Genomic DNA, 25238 nt, shown 5'->3' with positions numbered 1-25238 from the left:
CAGTTCGACTGTGTATCCTGATCTCAAAACCAGAAGGGAATTTTGCTGTGATCAAATCAGAGCTTGTGCAAATAATTGCCAACCGCAATCCGCATCTATTCCAGCGCGATGTGGAGAATATTGTCGGCGCCATCTTTGACGAAATTACAGATGCTTTGGCTGAGGGCAATCGCGTCGAGCTACGAGGCTTCGGTGCATTTTCCGTAAAGAACCGGCCGGCCCGCAGCGGCCGCAACCCGCGAACAGGTGAAAGCGTTGACGTCGAAGAGAAGTGGGTACCGTTCTTCAAGACCGGCAAGGAACTCCGCGACAGGCTGAATGCAAACAGCTGAATCCATACTTAGTGAATAAGCAAAAAGAGGCTTCAATATGATTAATCGCGTGGTCGCCGTACTGATTCTCGTACCGATCGCGATTATTCTGATCGCTTTATCGGTTGCCAATCGCGGTAATGCCCTGTTTACGATTGATCCCTTCAATCCGGGCAACCCTGCGCTTTCCTACTCGGCTCCTTTGTTTGTCTGGTTGTTTGCCGCTTTGATCATCGGTCTTGTTCTCGGCAGTCTTGTCACTTGGTCCAATCAGGGCAAGCATCGCAAGCTGGCGCGTCAACGCAAGCTCGAAGCAGAAATGTTACGCAAGGAAGCGCGCAAGGCAGCCACTGGAACGGCCTCGACACCCAATCTTCCCTCCTTGCATTAATTTCTATCAAGGACCTTTAATGAAACTCGTCTCCCCCGTTGAGGTCGATGCCCTGTTGAATTGGCCCGACATGATTAACGCAATCGAGCTGGCATTCCGCCAAGGCGTGATCCAGCCCGTGCGCCACCATCATACTGTTGAGCGTCCGGATGGAGCGGCCTCCACACTGCTTCTAATGCCCGCATGGTCCGATTTTGATGCGCTGGGCGACTCGTCCAAGGGTTATATGGGCGTCAAGATTGTAACTGTCTCGCCAGATAATGGTGCCGTCTCGAAACCTGCCGTGATGGGTGTATATCTGTTGCTCGACGGTAAGACCGGTGAACCAAAAGCTCTTATAGATGGTCAACGCCTGACCTTATGGCGGACAGCAGGGGCGTCCGCTCTTGCAGCACGCTATCTCGCCCGGGAAGATGCATCAAAGCTTGTGGTTCTCGGTGCGGGCGCACTTTCGGGCTTTTTGGCCCGAGCTCATAGCGCCATACGTCCAATTAACGACATCTCGATTTGGAACAGAAATTTTGCCGGAGCCGAGAAAGTAGCGGCAGAGTTGATCCGGGACGGTTTTAACGCCAGAGCTGTTGAAGACAAGGATGCAGCGATCGCGGAGGCCGATATCATCACCGCCGGTACGCTATCCACCGAGCCGTTGATCCTTGGAAAACATCTGAAAGCCGGCGCACACGTCGATCTTATCGGTGCTTTTACGCCGAAGATGCGAGAAAGTGACGATGAGTGCATCAAACGAGCGCGTGTTTTTGTTGATACGAGAGACGGAGCGCTAAAAGAGGGCGGTGATATCGTCCAGCCGATCAAGGCCGGGGTAATCGATTCCGGCCACATAATTGGCGATTTGTTCGACCTCACACGAGGAACAATGAGAGGTCGTCAATCGACGGGCGAGATTACATTGTTCAAATCTGTTGGCGCAGCTCTTGAAGACCTTGCTGCGGGTATCCTTGTCTATGAAAAGGCAATGGCGTAGTAACCTTGGAAAAGGTTGCAAGGAAAATACGGTTTGAAATCGCCCGGCGGTAAAATTAGAAAAACGAAAAACGGCAGTGGCCGACAAGGTGACGTTTCAAAAAATGCTGTGCAGCGGCAAAGCGTAACGAAGCCCCGCCCGCAATTCGCCAAAGCGCACCGTTCCTCCGATGATGAAACGGAGCGTGCATCGCCGCGAACAGAACAAACTCCAAAGCGCGTGGTTACCCGCCGTACCGGTGCACGTCCGCAGGAAAAGACCGGACTTATTCTGGAAACGCTTCCGTCTGAAGATTATGCGCTTCTTGATAGCGGCAATGGTTTGAAACTGGAACAGTACGGCCCTTACCGGATTGTCCGCCCGGAAGGTCAAGCGATCTGGCTTCCGGCGTGGAGTAAGAGCGAGTGGGACAAGGCCGATGCAATTTTCACCGGCAATACAGATGAAGAGGGCGTTGGGCGCTGGCAATTTCCTAATGTGCCGTTGGGTGAAACCTGGCCGCTCGCTTATGATGGCATTTCGTTTTTGGGTCGTTTCACCTCATTCCGGCATGTTGGCGTATTTCCTGAACAGGGGACGCATTGGGCGTATATGCATGATCTGATCCGCGGTGCAAAACGCCCCGTCAAAGTGCTAAACCTCTTTGGTTATACGGGGGTTGCTTCACTCGTAGCAGCCCGGGCAGGCGCCGAGGTCACTCATGTAGACGCGTCGAAGAAAGCCATTCTCTGGGCACGTGAAAATCAGGAAATGGCTGGACTATCGAGCAAGCCTATTCGCTGGATATGCGAAGATGCAATGAAATTCGTGGCGCGGGAAGAACGCCGCGGAAATGGTTACGACATCATCCTCCTTGATCCACCTGCCTATGGGCGCGGCCCCAACGGCGAGGTCTGGCAACTTTTCGACAATTTGCCAGACATGATTGATTTATGCCGATCAATTCTTACCCCAAATCCCTTGGCGGTCGTCTTAACTGCCTATTCGATCCGCGCATCATTTTTTGCCATTCACGAATTGATGCGGGATACGTTTACGGGCCTTGGCGGCGAAGTGCAGTCCGGCGAACTTATTCTTCGCGAGCGCTCCTCAAAGCGCGCCCTTTCCACATCTCTCTTCAGCCGCTGGGGTGCATCATGAGCAAGCAGGACGACCACCATCACGGCAGCGGCATCGTCCGCCCGGGCAAAGTCAAGGAAGTCACCAGCCTTACAAACCCGATCGTCAAGGATCTGCGTTCACTGGCATTGAAAAAATTCCGCGATCAGCAGGGTGTGTTTCTTGCCGAAGGACTAAAGCTCGTCATCGACGCACTCGACCTTGGTTGGACAATCAAGACCTTGGTTTACTCCAAAGCCGGTAAGGGAAACTCGCTTGTCGAGCAAGTTGCCGCCAGAACGGTGGCCAAGGGCGGCGATGTGCTGGAGGTCAATGAAAAGATCATCTCGGCAATAACCCGGCGTGACAACCCGCAAATGGTAGTCGGGGTGTTCCAGCAAAACCTCCAAATGCTTTCCAACATACGTCCACAAGCCAATGACGTTTTCGTGGCTCTGGATCGGGTTCGGGACCCTGGAAACCTCGGTACAATCATTCGAACTGCCGACGCAGCAGGCGCCAAAGGTATTATCCTCATCGGCGACACAACGGACCCGTTCTCGCTTGAAACGGTTCGCGCGACAATGGGGTCGGTATTTGCAATTCCCCTCATCAGGGCAACGGAAGCAGAATTTCTATCCTGGAGAAAGAGTTTCACGGGTCTGATCGTTGGAACGCATCTCAAGGGTTCAGTGGACTATCGGACGATCCCTTACGCCAATAAGCCGGTCGTCTTGTTAATGGGCAACGAGCAGCAGGGCCTACCCGATCAGCTGTCCTCGGCATGTGATCGGCTGGCGCGAATACCCCAAGCCGGCCGAGCTGACTCCCTTAATCTTGCCATCGCAACCGGAGTAATGCTGTTTGAAATCCGGCGTGACGCCCTGAAGCTTGACGCGACCACTTGAGAAAATGCCATTTATGAGCCGCACGCGTTTTTTTAGCCTTTCTGCAATCATCATGGTTGCTGTCCTGACCGACCAGATAATCAAATATCTCGTCGAAACAGGTATGGATTATCAGCAGCAAATCGATCTTTTACCCTTTCTGGCATTGTTTCGTGTTCACAATGAAGGCATTGCCTTTTCAATGTTGAGCGGAATGCACGACATTGCGCTCATAGGGCTTACACTCGCCGTCATAGGCTTCGTAAGTTACCTTTGGTGGAGTACAAACCCGGATCGGTGGATTTCTCGTGCGGGCTTTGCGCTTATCATTGGCGGCGCTCTCGGTAACCTCATTGATCGCAGCGTTCATGGCTATGTAATCGACTATATTCTTTTCCATCTGCCATCATGGTCATTCGCCGTTTTCAATCTCGCGGATGCCTATATTTCTGTTGGTGCAGCATTGGTTGTAGTTGAAGAGTTTTTTGTTTGGGCTAAAGAGCGGAAGAACCCGCCTGATAAGGCAAACTAGCTGATCAAGCATCGCCGGTTTGGCCTTCGTTTTACGTCATGTTGCCGTCATTAAATCGTAGTAATGAGGGCGAGAACGACTACCGGTCAACCTCCGACGAGGGTCAAATCGATATGGACATCTCCTTGCTTGAATCCGCTTCAATCTCTAAAGATCAAAGCATCATGTCGCAGGTTGATTCAACATCTTCGCCATTTACGGCTCCACAGATTGTCTCGGTGCTTGGCCGAATCGGGACTATGGAGGTTTGCCTTGCGCAAACCGAGGACGAAATTGCCTCCTCCCAGCAATTGCGGTTCAAAGTATTCTTTGACGAACTGGGCGCCAAAGGTTCTGCAACATTAGAGCAGCGCGACGCTGATCGGTTTGATCCCTTTTGCGATCACCTCCTTGTTTATGACACAGCAATACCTGGACCAAAGCACAAACAGATCGTTGGAACATACCGACTCCTGCGTTCCGAAAAAGCGTTCGAGACAGGCGGTTTTTATACTGCAAGCGAATTTTCCATCGAACGCCTCGTCGCCGCCAAGCCGGATTTGCGTTTTCTCGAACTTGGCCGTTCCTGTGTCCTGCCTGAATATCGCTCGAAACGTACTGTCGAATTGCTCTGGCAAGGCATCTGGACCTATTGCCGGTTCCATTCAATTGGCGTGATGTTTGGATGCGCATCCTTCCAAGGCACTGTTCCGGCCGCCCATGCTTTGCCGCTCTCCTTTCTTCATCACAATTGCCGGGCAACGGCCGACTGGGATGTCAAAGCTTTACCTGCTCTTTATCAAGCCATGGACCTTGTTCCGAACGAAGCTATCAATGCCCGTGTGGCACTCTTTGCGATGCCACCCTTGATCAAAGGTTATTTGCGACTTGGTGCAATGATAGGTGATGGTGCCGTTATCGATCACGATTTTGGCACAACGGATGTTTGCATCATTTTGCCCGTTAGCCGCATCTCCGAACGCTACGTCAGCCATTATGCGGCCGAATCGAAACGTTTCGGATAGACATCGTTTTATCACCTGTGGAGAATATCGCAGTTTGACTCTGCAGAGGTGTGTAAATTCGCGGATACCGAATAGATTGCTCCTGCTTAGCTCAGGAGACAAGTTTTGGCCAAATTGGCATCCTCTGTAATTGAACAATCCCCATATGAAGCGAATATCTCGGCGCGTCCAACGCCGATGATGGAGCAGTATATCGAGATTAAGGCAACTAATCCTGACAGTCTTCTGTTTTATCGAATGGGCGATTTTTACGAGCTTTTTTTCGACGATGCCGTCGAAGCTTCCAGGGCCCTCGGGATTACCCTGACAAAGCGTGGAAAACATCTTGGCGAAGATATTCCCATGTGCGGCGTCCCGGTCCATGCCGCTGATGACTATTTGCAGAAACTGATAGCACGAGGCTTTCGGGTTGCAGTTTGCGAACAGGTGGAAGATCCGGCCGAAGCGAGGAAGCGTGGTTCAAAATCCGTTGTAAAGCGCGATGTTGTTCGATTGGTTACACCGGGAACGATCACTGAAGAGAAACTCCTTGATCCTTCTGAAGCAAACTATCTGATGACTATGGGCCGCGTCAAAGGCGCGGATAAGACCCAATTTGCCCTTGCCTGGATCGACATCTCAACCGGAACTTTCCGCGTCAGTGAATCGGACGCTTCGCGTTTACTGGCAGATATACTCCGCGTCGACCCTCGCGAACTGATTGTGGCGGACACAGTTTTTCACGACCCGGAATTGCGTGCAGTTTTTGATATTGTCGGGCGCGCTGTGAGCCCCCAACCGCCAAGCCTGTTTGACAGCGCCACAGCAGAAAATCGCATACAACGCTATTTTGATGTCAGCACTCTAGATGGGTTTGGTCAGTTTTCACGCGCTGAACTCTCCGCCATATCGGGCGCTATCGCCTATGTTGAAAAAACACAGCTCGCGGAACGCCCTCCCTTGATGCGTCCGGAGCGGGAATCGGAAGGTTCTTCGCTTTTCATAGATCCAGCGACGCGGGGGAACCTTGAGCTCCTACGCACGCTTTCCGGCAAACGTGAAGGTAGCCTGCTGCGAGCGATTGATCGAACGACTACCGGCGGCGGAGCGCGTCTTCTGGCCGAACGTCTGACATCACCTTTAACAGATACCACAGCCATATCCGAGCGCCTCGACTCCATCTCATTCTTCCTTGCGCGGCAATCCCTTGCCGATCTGATGCAATCGGCCCTAAGAGGCGTTCCGGATATGCCCCGCGCATTGTCGCGGCTGGCTGTCGGTCGTGGCGGCCCCCGTGATCTTGGGGCTCTCGCGCTGGGTCTGGAAGCCGCCTCCGAGATTTTTCACTTGTTTTCGGGTGAAGAATTACCATCGGAACTTGCCCGCGTTCGCGAATGTCTCGCCCAATTGCCTCTGGATTTTGCCGCACACCTTGACCGGTCTTTGGCTGATGAATTGCCGTTGCTAAAACGTGATGGGGGATTTGTTCGTGCGGAGTATCACGCCGAACTCGATGAAATGCGTGCTCTGCGGGATCACTCGCGCCGGATCATCGCCGGCTTGCAAGCCGACTATATGGAAACCACAGGCATCCGATCGCTGAAAATCAAGCATAATAATGTGCTGGGCTACTTCATCGAGGTAACTGCGAACAATGCTTCCGTCATGACGGATAGTGTTGAGGCAAAGAGCAAGTTCATACATCGTCAAACAATCGCCAATGCCATGCGGTTTACAACCACCGAGCTGGCTGAGCTTGAAACCAAAATCGCAAATGCAGCAGAGCGGGCTCTTTCGATCGAACTTGGCATCTTCGACGCTTTGACAAATGAAACGATTCTCAATGCTGACGCCATACGTGCTGGCGCACTCGCATTATCAACCCTTGATGTATCCGTTGCTCTGGCTGCTCTCTCCGGCGAACAAGGATATTGCCGCCCACTGGTCGACGACAGCTTAGCCTTTGAAATTGTCGCCGGGCGTCATCCCGTGGTCGAGCAATCCCTTAGACGGCAGGCAGAAAATCCTTTTGTTGCTAACGACTGCAATCTCTCGCCGCTCACCACCGGTAAAGGAGCCATTTGGCTCCTGACGGGCCCCAATATGGGCGGTAAATCAACTTTTCTGCGCCAGAACGCGCTTATAGCCATCCTCGCCCAAATGGGTTCTTTTGTCCCTGCGGGTTCAGCGCATATAGGCGTGGTCGATCGGCTGTTCTCCCGCGTTGGTGCATCCGATGATCTGGCGCGCGGCCGCTCTACATTCATGGTAGAAATGGTTGAAACGGCTGCGATTTTGAACCAGGCAACGGATCGTTCCCTTGTGATCCTTGATGAGATCGGACGCGGCACTGCCACTTTCGATGGTCTTTCCATCGCGTGGGCAGCGGTTGAATATTTGCATGAGAAAAATCAATGCCGCGCAATCTTTGCAACGCATTTTCATGAAATGACTTCGCTTTCCGAAAAGCTTGAGCGCCTAAGCAATGTAACAATGCGGGTAAAGGAATGGGACGGAGACGTTGTATTTTTGCATGAGGTTGCCAAGGGTGCAGCCGACCGTTCCTATGGTGTGCAGGTGGCACGTCTGGCGGGTTTGCCTGAAGCTGTCGTAAATCGGGCCCGCGATGTTTTGCATCAGCTGGAAGCTGGCGAAACCTCTGGCAAAGCGGATAAGCTAATTGATGATTTGCCGCTGTTTTCCGTAGAGGTAAAACGACAGGCACCCAAGCCAGTCCAAGGGAAAGACAGTGCGCTCCTTGTCGCCCTATCGGCAATTAACCCCGACGAGTTGACCCCACGCGAAGCACTTGAAGAACTTTACCGCCTGAAAGGACTAAGCGCACATTAGCGCCAAGACGTATTACTGCCTGCTTCAAAATGTAATCGTTTCGTTTGGCGCAAATTCGCGCTATAGCGTGCGGCCATCATTTGTAAAGTCGTGTTCATGAGCGCCACAGACCTGAAACTGGAACAGATCGTCAGCCCGGACAGGCTTCATCAACAATTTGAAGATCTCGTCAAAGCGGCAGCCAAGCAGGGCAAACCGTCTGTAGAGCGCAGCGATGTTTTGCAGCTCATCAAGCAAACGCTGGAACTTGGCCGCAAAAGCGCTGAAACGATGCTGATGCAAGATGCACGGGGCACACGATGCTCCGTGCGCCTCTCATGGTTGATGGATCAGATCATTACGGCGCTCTATAATTTTGCAACCCGCCATGTTTATCCCGCAGTCAATCCTTCGACTTCAGAGAAAATGACGATCATAGCGGTTGGTGGTTATGGCCGCGGCGGTCTGGCTCCAGGTTCTGATATCGATCTGTTATTTCTCCTACCCTATAAGCAAACCCCCTGGGGTGAGCAGGTGGTCGAATACATTCTATATATGCTTTGGGATATTGGCCTGAAAATCGGTCATGCTACCCGCAATCTGGATGAATCAGTCCGCTTATCGCTTTCGGATATGACCATCCGCACCAGTATTCTGGAGGCACGCTATATTTGCGGCAATCAGGAGCTGTTCGACAAGCTCATTGAGCGATTTGATAAAGAGGTTGTTGAGGGCACCGGTCCCGCCTTCATCGAAGCAAAGCTTGCAGAGCGGGATGCGCGCCACAAGAAATCCGGCGCAACCCGCTATCTCGTCGAACCGAACGTAAAGGAAGGCAAAGGCGGTCAGCGCGACCTGCACACACTCTTCTGGATCGCCAAATATTATTATCGCGTCAAGACAAGCGATGAATTGGTCAAACTGGGCGTGCTTTCGCGCGCGGAACACAATATTTTCCGCAAGGCTGAAGACCTTTTATGGGCAGTTCGCTGCCACATGCACTTTCTTACAGGAAAGTCCGAAGAACGTCTTTCTTTCGATATACAGAGCGAAATCGCAAGGCGCCTTGGCTATACCGCGCATCCCGGACAACGGGATGTCGAGCGCTTTATGAAACATTACTTTCTTGTGGCGAAAGAAGTTGGCGATCTAACGCGTATCATTTGTGCTGCGCTGGAAGAGGAGCAGGCGAAGCATGTTCCAGGTTTCAACCGGATTTTCCTCACTTTTTCGCGCCGAAAACGTAAATTGGCGGGAACCACGGATTTTGTTGTCGACAATCACCGCATTACGATTGCCAATGACGGAGTATTTCACAAGGACCCTGTGAACCTCATCCGTCTTTTCCATCTTGCTGACAAACATGGGTTGGAATTTCACCCGGATGCGATGCAACTGGTTACGCGCTCTCTTTCTCTGATCAAAGCAGACCTGCGCGACAATCAGGAGGCCAACAAACTCTTCCTTGAAATCCTGACTTCAGAACGCAATCCGGAACTTATCCTACGCCGCATGAACGAATCCGGCGTATTGGGTAAGTTCATTCCGGATTTTGGCAAAGTCGTCGCGATGATGCAGTTCAATATGTACCATCACTACACCGTTGATGAGCATTTACTGCGATGCATCGCAGTAATGTCCGAAATCGAGCGCGGGGAACTCGAACAGGAGCATCCCTTAGCCAATCAGATCATGCCCGGCCTGAAAAAGGACCGTAGTCTCATATATATTGCGCTTCTGCTACATGACATTGCGAAAGGCCGCCCGGAAGATCATTCCATTGCAGGTGCACGTATTGCTAAACGCATATGCCCGCGCTTGGGTCTTTCCAAGGCCGATACCCAAACCGTGGCCTGGTTGGTCGAGCAGCATCTGACAATGAGCATGGTCGCGCAATCACGCGACTTGAATGATCGCAAAACAATCGAAGACTTTGCCGAGATTGTACAAACGCTCGACCGCATGAAACTGCTGCTGATCCTGACGATCTGCGACATAAAAGCGGTCGGCCCCGGTGTCTGGAACGGCTGGAAGGGGCAGTTATTGCGAAATCTGTTCTACGAAACCGAATTGATGCTTACAGGCGGCTTTTCGGAAGTGCCGCGCAAAGAGCGAACCGACCACGCCAGAGCGCAGCTTGAGCATGCTCTGTCATCGTGGCCGCAGGTCGAACGTCAATCCTATCTCGCACTTCACTATCAGAACTACCTGCTGACAGTGAGCCTTGCCGATCAGGTGCGCCATGCGACCTTTGTTCGAGAATCTGACGTCAGTGGCAAAACACTTGCTACCATGGTGAAAACTCACGATTTTGAGGGTGTGACGGAAATAACTGTCCTTTCTCCAGATCATCCGCGACTTCTATCTGTCATTGCTGGTGCATGCGCGGCTGCAGGCGCGAATATCGTCGACGCACAGATTTTTACCACTAGTGATGGGCGGGCGCTCGACACAATCCTGATCAGCCGTGAATTTGCAACTGACGATGACGAGCGGCGGCGCGCCACGCGCGTTGGACGTTTAATTGAGGACGTATTGTCGGGCAAAACCTATCTGCCTGAGATGCTTGCCTCCAGAACAAAGCCTAAGCGCGCTGCAAAGGCATTCAAGATTACGCCCCGGGTGGAGATCAACAATACTCTATCAAACAAATTCACGGTAATCGAAGTTGAAGGTTTGGATCGTCCGGGCGTTCTGTCAGAGATTACAGGAGTAATCTCCGACTTATCGCTCGACATTGCCTCGGCACATGTGACGACATTCGGCGAAAAGGTTATCGACGTGTTCTATGTGACCGACCTTGTTGGCCATCAAATTACCAATACGACCCGGCAAAGCCGCATCCGTAAAAAACTTCTCGCGCTTTTCGGCGAGGGCGACATTATTACAGCCCAGCCTCAACGGCAAAACGCCCTCATGACGGCAGAATAGTATGAGCCTCGTCAAGAAATTTGCGACCGTCGCGTCCGGCACATTGATGAGCCGTGTCTTTGGTCTTACCCGCGAAATGCTTATGGCCGCAGCTCTTGGAACGGGTCCGGTTGCGGATGCGTTCAATGCTGCCTTCCGATTTCCCAATACCTTCCGCCGATTGTTTGCGGAGGGTGCATTCAACGCAGCCTTTGTGCCTCTTTTTGCAAAGGAAATTGAAGCCAACGGTATGGATGGGGCCAAGCGGTTTTCTGAAGAAGTCTTTGGCGTTCTGTTCAGCGTTCTGATGGCTCTGACCATTATCATGGAACTGTCCATGCCTCTCATCGTGCGAACCGTGATTGCTCCGGGATTTGTCGATGATCCGCAAAAGTTCGGCAATACGGTTTCGATGGCGATCATCATGTTTCCATATCTGGCATGCATGTCGCTGGCAGCCATGATGGGGGGAATGCTGAACTCCCTTCACCGTTATTTTGCCGCTGCAGTAGCGCCGGTTTTCCTGAATATCATTCTGATCGGCGTGCTCGCCTATGCCTGGTATGCCGGCCATGACGGGATTGCAATTGGCTATGGCCTTTCCTGGGGTGTAATGGCTGCGGGGCTGGTGCAATTGACTATCGTCTGGTTTGCCGTGCGTAAAGCTGGAATATCGATTGGCTTTCGCCGCCCCCGTATGACTGCAAACGTCAAACGACTTTTGGTTTTGGCTCTACCCGCAGCAATTACAGGTGGCATAACGCAGATAAATCTGCTGATAAACACCAATATCGCTTCCGGTAAGGAAGGCGCAATTACGTCACTGGCAAACGCTGATCGCGTCTATCAACTCCCACTCGGCGTTGTAGGTATCGCTGTCGCAACTGTGCTCTTGCCTGAACTTGCACGCGCCCTCCGATCCGGCAATTTGAAGGAGGCGGGCAACCTCCAAAATCGCTCGGTCGAGTTCATCTTGTTTCTTACATTGCCAGCCGCCGCAGCGCTTCTGGTCATGTCCGAGCCGATTATTCGGCTCTTGCTCGAACGCGGCGAATTTACCGCTGAGTCAACAAGCCGTGTTGCGAATATTCTTGCGATATATGGTCTTGGCCTACCCGCCTTCGTGCTGATCAAGGCGTTCATACCCGGCTTTTTCGCACGTGAAGATACCAAGACGCCTATGATCTTTGCGGCCGTTTCGGTGGTCATCAATATAGCCATGGCGCTGACACTCTTTCCCATTTTGGCAGAGACAGGCATTGCCACCGCCGAAGTGACAGCTGGATGGGTCAACGCCATCCTTCTGTTTGCTACTCTTATCTGGCGAGGGCATTGGGGACGTGACATCCCGCTTTTGACCCGTATACCCCGATTGATCATTGCCGCTGCCATTATGGCGCTTGCATTGTCCTATGCAATCAAATGGGCGGAGCCCTATCTCGTCGCGCAAGCACCTGTCCATGTTCAGGCAGCTGGCGTTTTCGGTCTCATCTTCATGTCGATGGTCATATATTTCGCATTGGCCTTTGGCAGTGGCGGCGCAAGTCTTGGCATGATCCGCCGCAACGTAAAGCGCCGTGCAAAAGCACCTGAACCACCAGCGGAGAATCCATCATAATGGCCCGCGGAATTGGACTGATCACACTCGTCGTTGATAACTATGATGAGGCGATTGCCTGGTACACAAATGTGCTGGGTTTTTCCGTTGAGAGCGACACTAAACAATCGGAAACAAAGCGCTGGGTGGTTGTCTCACCGGAAAGAGGTGGCGCAAAGCTGCTTCTTGCTCAGGCTCAAGGCCCGCAACAACAGCAAGCGATAGGCAATCAGACAGGTGGCCGTGTTGCCCTGTTTCTCTATACGGATGACTTTTCAAACGATCACGCGAAAATGCTGCGTGCAGGTGTGAAATTTCTCGAAGAACCAAGACATGAAGCCTATGGCAGCGTAGCTGTTTTCGAGGATCTCTACGGCAATAAATGGGACCTGTTGCAGCTCAAATGGTGGTAGGGCTTGAATCCCATGCTTTGCTCTGCCAGAACCGCACGTCATGGCTATCCACCTTGGCCGAAGAAGAATTAAGGACGATTTATGAGCACGTTTGAACCGCTCGTTTTTTCCGGTGTTCAACCAACCGGAAATCTGCACCTTGGCAACTATCTCGGCGCAATCCGCCGTTGGGTCGCTTTGCAGGAAAACAATAATTGCATCTATTGCGTGGTCGATCAGCACGCCATAACGCAGGCGATTTCTGTCTGGGGCGGGCCTTCGGAGCTTTTGCGTAACACGCGTGAAGTCACCGCTGCTTTCCTCGCCTCGGGCGTTGATCCCAAGAAACATATAGTCTTCAATCAAAGCCGTGTTCGCCAGCATTCTGAACTCGCTTGGATATTTAACTGCATCGCCCGGATGGGCTGGCTGAACCGCATGACACAATTCAAGGATAAGGCTGGCAAGGATCGCGAAAACGCGTCCGTTGGCCTATATGTCTACCCCAATCTGATGGCTGCTGACATTCTCGTCTATCGCGCTACGCATGTGCCGGTTGGCGAGGATCAAAAGCAACATCTCGAACTGACCCGTGACATCGCGCAAAAATTCAACACTGATTTTTCCGACCGGATCTCTGAACTTGGCCTTGGAATAGAGACCCAGTCAGGCGACGAAACCATATCAAGCTTCTTTCCATTGACTGAACCAGTCATTGGCGGCCCTGCCGCACGGCTTATGAGCTTACGCGACGGCACCAAGAAAATGTCGAAGTCCGACCCGTCGGATCTTTCCCGAATCAATCTCATCGACGATGCCGATACGATTTCCAAGAAGATCCGAAAGGCAAAGACAGACTCCGATCCTTTGCCTTCCGAAGTCGATGGCTTGAAAGACCGACCCGAGGCGGACAATCTGGTCGGCATTTATGCCGCTTTGACGGATACCGACAAGGAAACCGTACTTCGCAACTTCGGCGGACAGCAATTTTCCATTTTCAAGCCAGCGCTAGCTGAGCTAGCTGTTGAAAAGCTCTCGCCTATCGCTGATGAAATGCGCCGCATTTCCGCTGACCCCGGTTATGTCGACAACGTTCTCAAGGATGGTGGCGAACGGGCTAGTGTCCTTGCGGAAAAGACGATGCATAAGGTTCGTGATATCGTTGGCTTCCTTCAAGACTAGACAAGGCTTGCAGACGATCGACGCTTAAGGCAGGTTGCACAAATGGTATCAAAACGTCTCAGCCGCGAAGCTGGCCATCGCCGTAAATTTCTGGCCATTATTGATGAAACCCCTGAATGTGAGCGGGCGGTTGCTTATGCAGCCCGCCGTGCCAAGACCACTGGGGGTGTTTTGCTGCTCCTGTTTGTCATCGACTCAGCGGACTTTCAAGCGTTTCTCGGAGTTGAGCAAATCATGCGGGCCGAGGCTGAGGAAACCGCAAATTCCACGCTTAGCAAGTTTGCCGCCAGCGTTCGGGAAAGTATTGGCATAGAGTCTGAACTTGCCGTACGAGAGGGGATAACCTCAGAAGAGATCCAAAAACTCATCGAAGAAGATCAGGATATTGCCATCCTGGTTTTGGCTGCCGGTTCCGGTAAGGACGGCCCGGGGCCACTCGTTCAGTCATTAGCAGGTCGGGAAACCTTCTCTATTCCCGTGACCGTCGTGCCCTATAACCTCTCTGACGAAGATCTGGACGCTATTACCTGACGGCATTCTTAAAACGTGATATAATCTTGACTTGAAGAGAATGGTTTAAAGGCCTATATGCCTTTTGAATAGTTCTAAACTAGGGACGCGAGATACGCCATGTTTATCCAGACCGAAGCCACGCCTAATCCAGCAACATTGAAATTCTTGCCGGGAAAGGTGGTGCTTGAGGAAGGCACCGCTGATTTTCGGGATGCAGCTACCGCAGGTGACGCGTCACCTCTCGCTGCCAAGATCTTTGCAGTTCGCGGCGTTTCCGGTGTATTCTTCGGATATGATTTTGTAACTGTGACTAAAACGGATGCGCCCGAATGGCAGCATTTGAAGCCGGCGATCCTCGGCGCCATCATGGAGCATTTCATGTCCGGCGCTCCAGTTATGGCGAATGTGACAGATATTGCTGACAATGCTCAGCGTGAAACTGAAGGCGAGTTCTTCGACAGTGCCGACACCGAGATCGTTGATACGATCAAGGAATTATTGGAAACACGGGTTCGCCCCGCTGTCGCTCAAGATGGTGGCGATATTACATTTCGCGGCTTCGAAAATGGCACGGTGTTTCTCCACATGAAAGGCGCATGCTCAGGCTGCCCCTCTTCCACCGCAACGCTCAAGCACGGTATCCAGAACCTGCTGAAGCACTTCGTTCCGGAAGTTCAACAGGTCGAAGCTATCTGATGTAAAGCTCGAAGCCCGCGCAAGCGGGCTTCTTCTTTATATCAGTTAACGGCGCCTGGTCCAGGAATTGCTCCGGGTGGACATTTGCCCAAGATGATCATGCCGAGCACCTCATCCTCATTTACATCGCCGACCTTTGCGGTTCCGACGACCTGACCATTCTTCATCACCGCGACACGATCTGCGAGATGGAAGACGTCATGAATATCGTGGCTGATAAGGAAAATGCCTATCCCTTCGCTCTTTAGCTGCTTGATTAGCTCGCCGACCTGCGCTGTTTCCTGCGGGCCAAGTGCTGCTGTTGGCTCATCCATGATAAGTATGCGCGCGTTAAAGAGAATAGCTCTCGCAATTGCTACAGACTGACGCTGACCACCTGATAGGGCCTTGACCGGATCCTTAAAGCGTTGAAAGCGCGGGTTGAGACGCCCCATCACTTCTCTTGCACTGTGTTCCATCGCAACATCATCCAGCGTACCCCATGGCGTCATCAGTTCTCGCCCGAGATATAGATTGGCCGCCGTATCCACATTGTCGGCCAGTGCAAGGGTCTGGTAAATCGTCTCAATGCCGTAGGCTTTCGCGTCGCGCGGATTGTTGATCGTGGCCTCTTCGCCACTAACTTTGATCGTACCGCTATCCCGTTTGTAAGCGCCGGATAGAATTTTGATCAATGTCGATTTTCCGGCACCATTATGCCCAAGGAGAGCAACAACTTCCCCCGGGAAAAGATCGATTGATGCGCCATCAACTGCACGGATACCTCCGAAGGCAATTGAGATATTTTCCATATCGATGAGAGCGGTTTGGTTGTTCATCATAGTTTTCTCCTCCCTCAAGCGGTCCGACGGCGATAAATTGTATCAAGCCAAACTGCTATAACGAGCACCAGGCCAACAACGATATTCTGCAATGGAGTGTCGAGGCCCAACAAGACCATCCCGGAACTAAGCGATTGCATTAAAAGCGCTCCGATCATTGCCCCGGCAATTGTGCCCACACCGCCAGCCAATGAGGTGCCCCCGATAACAGCGGCTGCAATCGTCAGCAATTCATCTAATGTACCTTGCGCGTTGGTGGCGGCGTTCAGGCGTGCCGTCGAGATGGCGCCGGCTATCGCGCAGAGAATTCCCATAATGATAAAGATTTTCATCGTGACCCAACGCGTATTGATACCCGCAAGGTCGGCTGCTTCCGGGTTACCCCCCATTGCAAAAACGTAACGGCCAAAACGCGTGCGTGTTGTCACGAAAGTCATGATGATGCCTGTCGCCACCGCGATAAGGACTGGTACAGCAATGCCATGGGAAATAAACAACCCACCTTCCGGGATCACAATGCTGTTTGCTTCCGCATATTTACGAACAATGCCTATGGGCCAGTAATAGGCATTTGCGACTGCGACAACGCCCAGCACCAAACCACAAGCGACAAAGCCCATGAATATCTCCGCCCAGACAGGGCGACGCGGGAAATTGAAACGTTTCCGCTGACGACGGCTATTAATGATCATGACGACCAAAGCGACACAGGCGACCAAGCCGACAATCCAGCTCCACATCGCGCCAATTGATCCCTCGGGCCCACCGCCCATAAGGCGGAAAGTTGAGTCCATTGGCGCTACGGTTCTGCCGGAGGTTACCCACCACGCAGCACCACGCCAGACCAGAAGCCCGCCGAGCGTTACGATGAATGCAGGGACGCCCATAAATGCAATAATAAAACCTTGAGCGGCGCCGATAATGGCACCCGTTAAAATACCAATGGCAAGGACTATCAGCCAAGTTGCTGAGTGTTCAAACCCCAGCAGTTTGGGTAGAAATTCTGCTTGCGTAACGCCCATGATCATGCCGACAAACCCTAATACCGAGCCGACTGACAGATCAATATTCCGCGTAACAATGATGAGAACCATGCCAGTTGCCATGACAGCCACCGACGAAGTTTGCACGGAAAGGTTCCAGAGATTTCGCGGGGTCAGAAACTGGCCACCAGACAGGAACTGGAAAGCCACCCAGATGATCACCAGCGCCCCTATCATACCGAGGAGCCGCGTATCGAGTTCCGTCGCTTTGAAGAAGCGGGCAACAACACTCAGTTCAGAAGCGCGAGCGCGGTCAAGGCTAATAGCCGGATCACTCATGAAATTTCTCCCAGTTATCTTGTTTGAACGCCGCCGACCCGGAGGATCAGCGGCGTCAAATTTCAGGATATCTTGATCAAACTATTTGCAAGCTGCCACTGCATCGGCTTTTACGCCTTGGCATACGACGTCTTTCGTGACCCAGCCGGCGTCAATGACAACACCCAGATTGTCCTTGGTAACCGGAACTGGTGTCAGAAACACTGCATTGACCTCAACCTTGTTGGCACCGCCAGCAAACTTCTGGACGTTTGGAATTTCTTCCATCTTTTTGCCATCAGCCAATGCCGCCGCGATGTCTGCAGCTTCTTTGCCAAGTTCACGCGAGTCTTTCCAGATTGTCACTGTCTGCGTGCCTAGAGCGACACGATTAAGCGCAGCGAAATCGGCATCCTGACCTGAAACCGGCACGGATCCGGCTAGACCCTGAGCCTGGAGCGCCGCGATGGCACCGCCAGCCGTTCCGTCATTGGCAGCAACAACAGCGTCAATCTTGTTGTCGTTGGCAGTGAGAAACTGCTCCATGTTCTTCTGCGCGTTGGCCGGCAACCAGCCATCTGTATAAGCCTCACCGACATTCTTGATCTTACCGGAATCGATAGCATCTTTGAGTACTTCCTGTGCGCCCGCGAAGAGGAAGTCAGCATTAGGATCGGCCGAGCTGCCCTTGATGAAGGCATAGTTGCCTTCTGGCTTTACAGCCAATACGCCGCGAGCCTGCATGCGTCCAACTTCCTTGTTGTCGAACGTGACATAGAACGCATCTTTATTTTCAATCAAACGGTCATAACCCACAACAGGAATGCCTTCAGCGACAGCTTTTTCTACCGCTGGACCAATTGCGCTGGAATCCTGTGCCAAGATGATCAAGGCATTGGCGCCCTGCGAAATCAGGCTTTCTACGTCGGTTAACTGTTTTGCCGCAGACGACTGCGCATCGGCAGAAATGTACTTGTCACCATTTGCCTCGAGAGCCTTCTTGATGGCAGCTTCATCGGTCTTCCAACGCTCTTCCTGGAAGTTCGACCAAGAAACGCCGATGATCTTGTCCTTCGCCAAAACAGGTCCTGCAAACGAGACAGCTAGAATCGTTGCCCCCGCCAATGCGGCCGCATATTTCTTCATGATAACCCTCCCAGTGCCTTTAGCACGCTGACTATTTATTGCTGGCTTCACCTCCGCCCAGCAATTAAACCTCTTTATTTCGAGGCTCGAAAAAAATAGTGACTTAAAACTAATTCCGTGTCAACTTGGTTTTTGAAGACGCAAGTCATTGCACTGCAACAACTTTTTTGCGTCGCACAAAAAAAGATTTCGGGAGGAAGTCATTTGTTGCTGGATGAGATTGCGCGACCGGACGATGTCCGCCGTCAGAATCGGCGGCTTATATTGGGGTCCATACGACAGCATGAGCATTTATCCAGAACCGACATCGTGGCCCATACGGGGCTAAGTCCATCGACGGTTTCAGCCATTACTACGGCCCTTATAGCCGAAGGTATTATTGGCGAAAACCGCGGCGGCGACCCGGCTGAAACGAAGCGGGGACGACCTCAAATAGCCTTGGCTTTAAACCCTGAAATCGCAACAGTCGCTACGGTGGAACTCGCGCTCAACCTTATCCATGTCGTGCTGTTCGACTATACTGGCCAAGTCACTGCGGAGCAGTTTCGTCATTTACCCACTTTAGAAGCGACAACCGGCGAGTTGATCGCAACTGTCTCATCCATGCTTGATGAGTTAATCGAAAACAGCCCGAAGAATGCTGGTCCCCTGCTCCACATCTCAATGGGTGTGCAGGGCGTCACAGACGCTGCAAGCTCTGCGATGCTTTGGTCTCCCATTACGCCTGACACAAATATCGCATTCGGCAATGCTCTTTCGCAGCGCTATGGAGTGGGTGTAGCAGTTACCAATGATTGCAACATGATAGCGGAAGCTCTGCGCTGGACTGACCCTCAAAATTATACCGAGGATTTTGCTGCTATTTTGCTTTCTCACGGCATCGGTATGGGCCTTTATTTGAAAGGAAAACCCTTTGTCGGCGCCTACTCCTCCGCATCCGAGTTCGGGCATATGTTGCATGTCCCCAACGGAGCGCTATGCCGGTGCGGGCGGCACGGATGTATTGAAGCCTATGCCAGCGACTATGCCATTTTGAGAAACATCGCTGACGAAGATGAAAAAGCACAACCTATACAGGGCGTCGACGCCGCAAGTTTCAACAAGGTTGCCGACATTGCACGGGCAAAGGATGGTCCGGAACGTGCGGCCTTCGCCAAAGCAGGACAGGCAATCGGTTCAGGACTACGCAGCCTTTTTTCGCTGATTGACCCCGTTCCCGTTGCGCTGGTTGGCCCGGGCGCAGGTGTTTTCGATCTTCTTGAAAAGGATTTGCGCGCCATCATTTCGGGAACATCCGGCTGGGGCGCGACAGAGGACCTCAATATTCGCTGCTATCCTGATGAACACCCGCTTATTTTACAAGGATGCATGATGACATCCCTGCTTCATCTCGATACGCACATTTTTGCCCCCGGAGATGCCCCGGTCAAACGGGCAATTTCAGCATAGTTCAGGAGAAATCTTATGTATCTCGGTCTCGATCTCGGCACATCAGGTGTCAAGGCGTTATTGATTGACGATGAACAGCGGATCATAGCTTCCGGCAATGGATCGCTGGAAGTCACGCGGCCCCACTCCGGCTGGTCGGAGCAAGACCCTGAGCACTGGATCAGAGCAACAGAACACGCTGTACAGGAACTGCGTGCCAGTCATGGCAAGGAACTTGCTGCCGTAAAGGGCATCGGTCTTTCGGGTCAAATGCACGGCGCAACGCTACTCGACGCCAATGATCAGGTGTTACGCCCATGTATGCTTTGGAACGATACACGAAGCCATAAAGAAGCAAGCACGCTTGATGCAGATCCGAGATTCAGGGCGCTCACGGGCAATATTGTTTTCCCCGGCTTTACGGCGCCAAAAGTGGACTGGGTTAGAAACAATGAGCCAGATATCTTCAGTAAAACCCGCCATATTCTTTTACCAAAAGACTATTTGCGCCTTTGGTTGACGGGCGAGTACGTCTCGGAAATGTCGGACGCTGCGGGCACGTCCTGGTTGGACGTTGGTAAGCGCGCTTGGTCGCAAGAACTTTTGGCCGCCACAGAATTAAGTCTTGATCATATGCCGTCGCTGGTGGAAGGCACAGATGTCTCCGGCACATTAAAATCCGATATTGCTTCGCGTTGGGGAATGAAAAGTAACGTCGTTGTTGCTGGTGGAGCCGGCGACAATGCAGCATCCGCATGTGGCATGGGAACTGTTGGCGAGGGTCACGCTTTCATTTCTCTAGGCACGTCCGGTGTGCTTTTTGCCGCAAACAATGCCTATTTGCCCAATCCGGAAAGTGCCGTGCATACGTTTTGCCATGCATTGCCGAATACATGGCATCAGATGGGGGTAATTCTGTCGGCTACCGACGCGTTGAACTGGTATGCCGGGATAACCTCGCGCAATGCAGCTGAGCTCACAAACGAGCTTGGGCCAGATTTACGGGAACCATCAGGCGTCACGTTCCTTCCCTATCTTTCCGGCGAGCGCACTCCGCTTAACGACTCCTCTATTCGCGGGTCGTTTTATGGGTTGGAGCACGCAAGTGACCGCGCAGTATTGACACAAGCCGTTCTGGAAGGTGTGGCCTTCGCATTTCGCGACTGTTCGCGTGCATTGGCGGCGGCGGGCACACAGCTTGAACGCGTTACGGCTGTCGGCGGCGGCTCGCGCTCAACCTATTGGTTGAAAACCATAGCGACGGCGCTCAATATCCCAGTTGACGTGCCAGCAGACGGCGATTTCGGCGCAGCTTTCGGGGCAGCGCGTCTCGGATTGATCGCCGCCGAGCAAGTTAACCCACGTGAAATATGCGTCGCGCCTTCAACCGCCGCGACAATCGAGCCAGAAACAAAACTGACCGCTCAATTTGATGCGGCCTATCATCGTTATCATAATCTATATCCAGCATTAAAAGGAGTTCAGTCATGAACAGCGGATTTTTCGGCGACACCAAACCAGTCAAATATGAGGGGCCGGACAGCACAAATCCGCTAGCCTACCGCTTCTACAATGCGGATGAAGTGATTTTGGGGAAACGCCTTGAAGACCATTTGCGTTTTGCCGTTGCCTATTGGCACTCCTTTGTCTGGCCGGGCGGCGATCCGTTTGGTGGGCAGACATTCGAGCGCCCCTGGTTTAATGAGACCATGGAAGGAGCAAAACTGAAAGCAGATGTTGCCTTCGAAATGTTCTCGATTCTGGGCGCACCTTATTTCTGTTTCCACGATGCCGATGTGCGTCCGGAAGGCGATACACTTGCAGAAAGCAACAAGCGCCTCCATGAAATAGCGGACTATTTTGCCGGGAAGATGGAGAAGACAGGAACAAAGCTTCTCTGGGGCACAGCCAACCTCTTTTCCAACCGCCGTTATATGTCAGGTGCCGCAACCAATCCCGATCCAGAGGTCTTCGCCTATGCCGCTGCAACGGTGAAAACCTGCATCGACGTTACGCAGAAGCTCAAGGGCGAAAACTACGTTCTCTGGGGCGGTCGCGAAGGCTACGAAACGCTGCTGAATACCGATATGAAGCGCGAACTCGACCAGATGGGTCGTTTCCTGAGCCTCGTCGTCGATTATAAGCATAAGATTGGCTTCAAGGGCGCCATCCTTATTGAACCGAAGCCACAAGAGCCGACCAAACATCAGTACGATTATGACGCGGCAACTGTTTACGGCTTCCTCAAGCGCTTCGGTCTTGAAAATGAAGTGAAGGTCAATCTGGAGCAGGGTCATGCGATTCTTGCAGGCCATTCCTTTGAGCATGAACTTGCGACTGCCTCGGCTCTGGGCATCTTCGGTTCGATCGATATGAACCGTAATGACTATCAGTCCGGCTGGGATACAGACCAGTTCCCTAACAACGTTCCGGAAGTTGCGCTGGCATATTTTGAAATTCTCAAAGCAGGAGGATTTACGTCGGGTGGCACGAATTTCGACTCGAAATTGCGCCGCCAGTCACTTGATCCGCAGGATTTGTTGATTGCTCATATTGGCGGCATGGACACTTGCGCTCGTGGCCTCAAGGCGGCAGCAAAGATGATCGAAGACAAGGTGCTGACAGGGTTTGTCGATGAGCGTTATGCTGGCTGGTCAAAGCCGGAAGCCCAGCAAATGCTTTCGGGCAAGCTTTCGCTTGAGGACATTGCGAACAAAGTTGAGGGTTCAGGACTGCAACCGCAACCGCGCTCCGGACGTCAGGAATATTTGGAAAATGTAGTCAATCGCTACGTTTAAACCACCAAAGATAAAAGCCACGTCTAATAAACAAGCTCTCATATGAGAGCTTGTTTATCCTTTAGAATCAAACGTGTTGGCCACCATTGATGTGTATTTCCGAGCCCGTGACATAAGATGACGCCTCGGAACAGAGGAAGAAGATCGTTTCGGCAACTTCGGCTGTTTTGCCAAGCCTGCGAAGCGGCAAATGCTCTACCAGCTTGTCGGTTCCGGGAGAGAGAATTGCCGTATCGATCTCGCCAGGCGCGATGGCATTGACTCGAATTCCGTGGGGACCGAAGTCGGATGCCATTTCGCGGGTCAATGACGCCAAAGCTGCCTTGGATGTAGCATAGGCTGTACCTGCAAATGGATGTACGCGACTGCCGGCAATTGATGTCACGTTCACCACAGAACCTTTTGCAGTGGCCAACTCATTGAACAGGCCACGCGCCAGCATGATTGGGGCAAAGAAATTTACCTGGAACACGCTCATCCAGGTCTGCATTGGCGTTTCAATGGAATCGAGACGATTACCCGAGCCATTCTTTGGTGAAATACCCGCATTGTTAACTAGGGCGTTAAGCATCCCGCCTTCGACCTTAAGCCGCTGCCTGATCTCCGACACCGCATGATCTACATCAGCAGGATCAGCAAGATCGACCTTGATATGATCGTCTGGACCAGCAGGCCAAGGGCAGTTGTCATCGAAACTCTGGCGAGAGCAGGTGATAACGCGCCAACCTGCCCGCGAAAAACGCTTAACAGTTGCGTGGCCAATACCGCGGCTTGCGCCGGTCAGTACGAGGACCTTGCGAGGTTCTTTTTCACTCATGAGAAATTCTCCGTTGGAGACTCCATAGCCGATCAGCAGTTGAATATCGAGGCATAACATTCGCGGCGTTATTGATCCCGTTGAACGAAATCAATAACGTTGTTCAAAACGCGGGAGGAAGCATGAACGGATATGTATTGGCCATCGACCAGGGCACGACATCAAGCCGCGCAATCATTTTTGATAAGAGCCGGAAGGTTGTCGGCAAAAGCCAACAAGAATTCACGCAAATATATCCGCAGTCTGGCTGGGTTGAGCACGATCCTGATGAAATCTGGCAATCCGTTCTGGCAACTTGTGAAGTTGCTATCGAGAATGCAAAAATCCAAGCGGGCGACGTCGCGGCAATCGGCATTACCAACCAGCGCGAAACGGTGATCGTCTGGGAAAAGGCAACGGGCAAACCGATACACAACGCCATAGTTTGGCAGGATCGCCGAACCGCTTCCCTTTGCCAAAAGCTGAAGAAGCAAGGGCTGGAAAAGAAATTCACCCGGAAAACGGGCTTGCTGCTCGATCCCTATTTTTCTGGCACCAAGCTTTCCTGGATTTTGGATAAAGTGCCCGGTGCCCGCAAGCGCGCAGCCAATGGCGAACTGCTTTTCGGTACAATCGACAGTTTTTTGATTTGGCGACTGACTGGCGGCAAGGTTCACGCGACAGATGCCACCAATGCCTCACGCACGCTGCTTTTTAACATTGCTACCAATGAGTGGGATGACGAACTGCTCGAAATTCTCCGTGTTCCTCGTGCAATGTTACCGGAGGTTAAAGACTGCGCGGCAAATTTCGGCTCGGCGGAAGCGTCTTTATTTGGCGCAACAATTCCGATTCTCGGTGTTGCCGGTGATCAACATGCAGCGACCATTGGCCAAGCTTGTTTTGAACCGGGAATGTTCAAATCCACTTATGGTACGGGCTGTTTTGCCTTGCTCAATACGGGCAGCGATATGGTGATCTCCAAAAACCGGCTCCTGACAACCATCGCTTATCGTCTCAACGGCAAAACGACCTATGCGCTGGAGGGTTCGATTTTCATTGCAGGTGCGGCGGTGCAATGGCTGCGGGACGGGTTGAAAATCATTGGATCCGCGCCCGAAACCGGTAAGCTCGCTGATCAGGCAGACCCGAGCCAAGATGTTTATCTCGTTCCCGCCTTCGTAGGGCTAGGGGCACCCCATTGGGACGCAGAAGCACGTGGCGCGATATATGGACTGACCCGAAACTCTGGCCCTGCGGAATTTGCAAGAGCCGCGCTGGAATCTGTGGCCTATCAAACGCGCGATCTCCTTGACGCCATGCGAAAGGATTGGAAGACTTCTGACACCAAGACCGTGCTGCGCGTCGATGGCGGGATGGTCGCCTCGGACTGGACCATGCAGCGCCTTGCCGATATTCTTGATGCGCCCGTGGATCGACCAACCATTCTCGAAACAACGGCACTTGGCGCAGCATGGCTTGCCGGCTCCAAGGCGGGCATATGGCCAAACCGCCGCGAATTCTCCAAAACATGGGAAAGAGACACGCGCTTTATACCGAAAATGGATGAGAAGACCCGCAAGGCCAAGATTGCCGGATGGAAGATCGCCGTGAAAAGAACCCTGACAAGTTAGTTCCTGGC

Annotated in this window: 22 protein-coding genes; 18 read left to right on the top strand and 4 right to left on the bottom strand. The window is 52.4% G+C overall.

The window, feature by feature from the left end; all coding sequences use genetic code 11:
* Nucleotides 1-47: 47 nt before the first annotated feature.
* The 14 genes from ACTJI9_RS07465 (at nt 48) to ACTJI9_RS07400 (ending at nt 15306) form a co-directional block, all read left to right on the top strand.
* Nucleotides 48-332 (top strand): integration host factor subunit beta, encoded by a 285-nt coding sequence (locus ACTJI9_RS07465; protein ID WP_115051536.1) that lies wholly within the window; start codon nt 48-50, stop codon nt 330-332.
* Nucleotides 333-369: 37 nt separating this feature from the next.
* A complete protein-coding gene (locus tag ACTJI9_RS07460) occupies nt 370-702 on the top strand; it encodes a LapA family protein (RefSeq protein ID WP_440807016.1) in 333 nt (110 codons plus the stop codon).
* Between the two features lie 19 nt (nt 703-721).
* Complete coding sequence (locus ACTJI9_RS07455) at nt 722-1687, top strand: ornithine cyclodeaminase family protein (protein ID WP_115051538.1); 966 nt, start codon at nt 722-724, stop codon at nt 1685-1687.
* Nucleotides 1688-1720: 33 nt separating this feature from the next.
* Complete coding sequence (locus ACTJI9_RS07450; protein ID WP_440807013.1) at nt 1721-2827, top strand: class I SAM-dependent methyltransferase; 1107 nt, start codon at nt 1721-1723, stop codon at nt 2825-2827.
* A complete protein-coding gene (locus tag ACTJI9_RS07445; protein ID WP_440807010.1) occupies nt 2824-3693 on the top strand; it encodes a TrmH family RNA methyltransferase in 870 nt (289 codons plus the stop codon). Before ACTJI9_RS07450 ends, ACTJI9_RS07445 begins: the two co-directional genes overlap by 4 nt.
* 13 nt (nt 3694-3706) lie before the next feature.
* Nucleotides 3707-4204 (top strand): signal peptidase II, encoded by a 498-nt coding sequence (gene lspA / locus ACTJI9_RS07440; RefSeq protein WP_354342778.1) that lies wholly within the window; start codon nt 3707-3709, stop codon nt 4202-4204.
* A gap of 113 nt (nt 4205-4317) precedes the next feature.
* Nucleotides 4318-5208 carry a GNAT family N-acetyltransferase gene (locus ACTJI9_RS07435; RefSeq protein ID WP_370878770.1) on the top strand — a complete coding sequence of 297 codons (891 nt, stop codon included), beginning with the start codon at nt 4318-4320 and terminating at the stop codon, nt 5206-5208.
* Nucleotides 5209-5385: 177 nt separating this feature from the next.
* On the top strand, nt 5386-8037 hold the full coding sequence (gene mutS, locus ACTJI9_RS07430) for a DNA mismatch repair protein MutS (RefSeq protein WP_440807687.1): 2652 nt from the start codon (nt 5386-5388) through the stop codon (nt 8035-8037).
* 96 nt (nt 8038-8133) lie between these two features.
* Nucleotides 8134-10947 (top strand): [protein-PII] uridylyltransferase, encoded by a 2814-nt coding sequence (locus ACTJI9_RS07425; protein ID WP_440807005.1) that lies wholly within the window; start codon nt 8134-8136, stop codon nt 10945-10947.
* A 1-nt stretch (nt 10948) separates the two neighbouring features.
* Nucleotides 10949-12544, top strand: coding sequence for a murein biosynthesis integral membrane protein MurJ (murJ, locus tag ACTJI9_RS07420; protein WP_440807002.1), 1596 nt, complete (start codon nt 10949-10951; stop codon nt 12542-12544).
* Entirely contained in the window at nt 12544-12936 is a 393-nt protein-coding gene (locus ACTJI9_RS07415; protein WP_440806999.1) for a VOC family protein, read from the top strand. The genes murJ and ACTJI9_RS07415 overlap by 1 nt, the downstream gene beginning before the upstream one ends.
* 81 nt (nt 12937-13017) lie before the next feature.
* Nucleotides 13018-14097, top strand: coding sequence for a tryptophan--tRNA ligase (gene trpS / locus ACTJI9_RS07410; protein ID WP_354342785.1), 1080 nt, complete (start codon nt 13018-13020; stop codon nt 14095-14097).
* Nucleotides 14098-14139: 42 nt separating this feature from the next.
* Nucleotides 14140-14628, top strand: coding sequence for a universal stress protein (locus ACTJI9_RS07405; RefSeq protein WP_008127009.1), 489 nt, complete (start codon nt 14140-14142; stop codon nt 14626-14628).
* Nucleotides 14629-14727: 99 nt separating this feature from the next.
* Nucleotides 14728-15306 carry a NifU family protein gene (locus tag ACTJI9_RS07400; RefSeq protein ID WP_115051546.1) on the top strand — a complete coding sequence of 193 codons (579 nt, stop codon included), beginning with the start codon at nt 14728-14730 and terminating at the stop codon, nt 15304-15306.
* A 41-nt stretch (nt 15307-15347) separates the two neighbouring features.
* On the opposite strand, the gene ACTJI9_RS07395 is transcribed toward ACTJI9_RS07400, so the two are convergent.
* The 3 genes from ACTJI9_RS07395 to xylF form a co-directional block, all read right to left on the bottom strand.
* Entirely contained in the window at nt 15348-16127 is a 780-nt protein-coding gene (locus ACTJI9_RS07395; RefSeq protein WP_440806995.1) for an ATP-binding cassette domain-containing protein, read from the bottom strand.
* 14 nt (nt 16128-16141) lie between these two features.
* The gene (locus ACTJI9_RS07390; RefSeq protein WP_115051548.1) at nt 16142-17449 is read right to left on the bottom strand and encodes a sugar ABC transporter permease; all 1308 of its coding nucleotides are present in this window, start codon (nt 17447-17449) and stop codon (nt 16142-16144) included.
* A gap of 81 nt (nt 17450-17530) precedes the next feature.
* Nucleotides 17531-18574, bottom strand: a complete 1044-nt coding sequence (xylF, locus tag ACTJI9_RS07385) for a D-xylose ABC transporter substrate-binding protein (RefSeq protein WP_115051549.1) — start codon at nt 18572-18574, stop codon at nt 17531-17533.
* 207 nt (nt 18575-18781) lie between these two features.
* Between xylF and ACTJI9_RS07380 the strand changes: the two genes are divergently transcribed.
* The 3 genes from ACTJI9_RS07380 to xylA are packed head-to-tail and all read left to right on the top strand — an operon-like array spanning nt 18782 to nt 22800.
* Entirely contained in the window at nt 18782-20023 is a 1242-nt protein-coding gene (locus tag ACTJI9_RS07380) for an ROK family transcriptional regulator (RefSeq protein WP_115051634.1), read from the top strand.
* Between the two features lie 15 nt (nt 20024-20038).
* Nucleotides 20039-21493: a xylulokinase gene (gene xylB, locus ACTJI9_RS07375; RefSeq protein ID WP_337354006.1), complete on the top strand. Its 1455-nt coding sequence runs from the start codon at nt 20039-20041 to the stop codon at nt 21491-21493.
* Nucleotides 21490-22800 carry a xylose isomerase gene (gene xylA / locus ACTJI9_RS07370; RefSeq protein WP_440806990.1) on the top strand — a complete coding sequence of 437 codons (1311 nt, stop codon included), beginning with the start codon at nt 21490-21492 and terminating at the stop codon, nt 22798-22800. Before xylB ends, xylA begins: the two co-directional genes overlap by 4 nt.
* Nucleotides 22801-22867: 67 nt before the next feature.
* On the opposite strand, the gene ACTJI9_RS07365 is transcribed toward xylA, so the two are convergent.
* The gene (locus ACTJI9_RS07365; protein ID WP_115051552.1) at nt 22868-23617 is read right to left on the bottom strand and encodes an SDR family NAD(P)-dependent oxidoreductase; all 750 of its coding nucleotides are present in this window, start codon (nt 23615-23617) and stop codon (nt 22868-22870) included.
* A gap of 122 nt (nt 23618-23739) precedes the next feature.
* Here ACTJI9_RS07365 and glpK point away from each other — a divergent pair, with 122 nt between their 5' ends.
* On the top strand, nt 23740-25230 hold the full coding sequence (gene glpK / locus ACTJI9_RS07360) for a glycerol kinase GlpK (protein WP_337354008.1): 1491 nt from the start codon (nt 23740-23742) through the stop codon (nt 25228-25230).
* Nucleotides 25231-25238: the final 8 nt, after the last annotated feature.

The organism is Phyllobacterium sp. 22552 (assembly GCF_052044585.1).
GTDB classification, from domain to species: Bacteria; Pseudomonadota; Alphaproteobacteria; order Rhizobiales; family Rhizobiaceae; genus Phyllobacterium; species Phyllobacterium ifriqiyense.
Note: the sequence above shows the minus strand (reverse complement) of the source record. Positions and strands in the feature narration are given on the sequence as shown.

Excerpts from the sequence above, each read along its gene's own strand:
- ACTJI9_RS07400 (WP_115051546.1), top strand. The coding sequence starts at position 14,728 with ATGTTTATCCAGACCGAAGCCACGCCTAATCCAGCAACATTGAAATTC.
- glpK (WP_337354008.1), top strand. The coding sequence starts at position 23,740 with ATGAACGGATATGTATTGGCCATCGACCAGGGCACGACATCAAGCCGC.
- ACTJI9_RS07460 (WP_440807016.1), top strand. The coding sequence starts at position 370 with ATGATTAATCGCGTGGTCGCCGTACTGATTCTCGTACCGATCGCGATT.
- murJ (WP_440807002.1), top strand. The coding sequence starts at position 10,949 with ATGAGCCTCGTCAAGAAATTTGCGACCGTCGCGTCCGGCACATTGATG.
- ACTJI9_RS07435 (WP_370878770.1), top strand. The coding sequence starts at position 4,318 with ATGGACATCTCCTTGCTTGAATCCGCTTCAATCTCTAAAGATCAAAGC.
- mutS (WP_440807687.1), top strand. The coding sequence starts at position 5,386 with ATGATGGAGCAGTATATCGAGATTAAGGCAACTAATCCTGACAGTCTT.
- trpS (WP_354342785.1), top strand. The coding sequence starts at position 13,018 with ATGAGCACGTTTGAACCGCTCGTTTTTTCCGGTGTTCAACCAACCGGA.
- xylB (WP_337354006.1), top strand. The coding sequence starts at position 20,039 with ATGTATCTCGGTCTCGATCTCGGCACATCAGGTGTCAAGGCGTTATTG.
- ACTJI9_RS07455 (WP_115051538.1), top strand. The coding sequence starts at position 722 with ATGAAACTCGTCTCCCCCGTTGAGGTCGATGCCCTGTTGAATTGGCCC.
- ACTJI9_RS07425 (WP_440807005.1), top strand. The coding sequence starts at position 8,134 with ATGAGCGCCACAGACCTGAAACTGGAACAGATCGTCAGCCCGGACAGG.
- ACTJI9_RS07415 (WP_440806999.1), top strand. The coding sequence starts at position 12,544 with ATGGCCCGCGGAATTGGACTGATCACACTCGTCGTTGATAACTATGAT.
- ACTJI9_RS07390 (WP_115051548.1), bottom strand. The coding sequence starts at position 17,449 with ATGAGTGATCCGGCTATTAGCCTTGACCGCGCTCGCGCTTCTGAACTG.
- xylA (WP_440806990.1), top strand. The coding sequence starts at position 21,490 with ATGAACAGCGGATTTTTCGGCGACACCAAACCAGTCAAATATGAGGGG.
- ACTJI9_RS07405 (WP_008127009.1), top strand. The coding sequence starts at position 14,140 with ATGGTATCAAAACGTCTCAGCCGCGAAGCTGGCCATCGCCGTAAATTT.
- ACTJI9_RS07395 (WP_440806995.1), bottom strand. The coding sequence starts at position 16,127 with ATGATGAACAACCAAACCGCTCTCATCGATATGGAAAATATCTCAATT.
- ACTJI9_RS07445 (WP_440807010.1), top strand. The coding sequence starts at position 2,824 with ATGAGCAAGCAGGACGACCACCATCACGGCAGCGGCATCGTCCGCCCG.
- xylF (WP_115051549.1), bottom strand. The coding sequence starts at position 18,574 with ATGAAGAAATATGCGGCCGCATTGGCGGGGGCAACGATTCTAGCTGTC.
- lspA (WP_354342778.1), top strand. The coding sequence starts at position 3,707 with ATGAGCCGCACGCGTTTTTTTAGCCTTTCTGCAATCATCATGGTTGCT.
- ACTJI9_RS07365 (WP_115051552.1), bottom strand. The coding sequence starts at position 23,617 with ATGAGTGAAAAAGAACCTCGCAAGGTCCTCGTACTGACCGGCGCAAGC.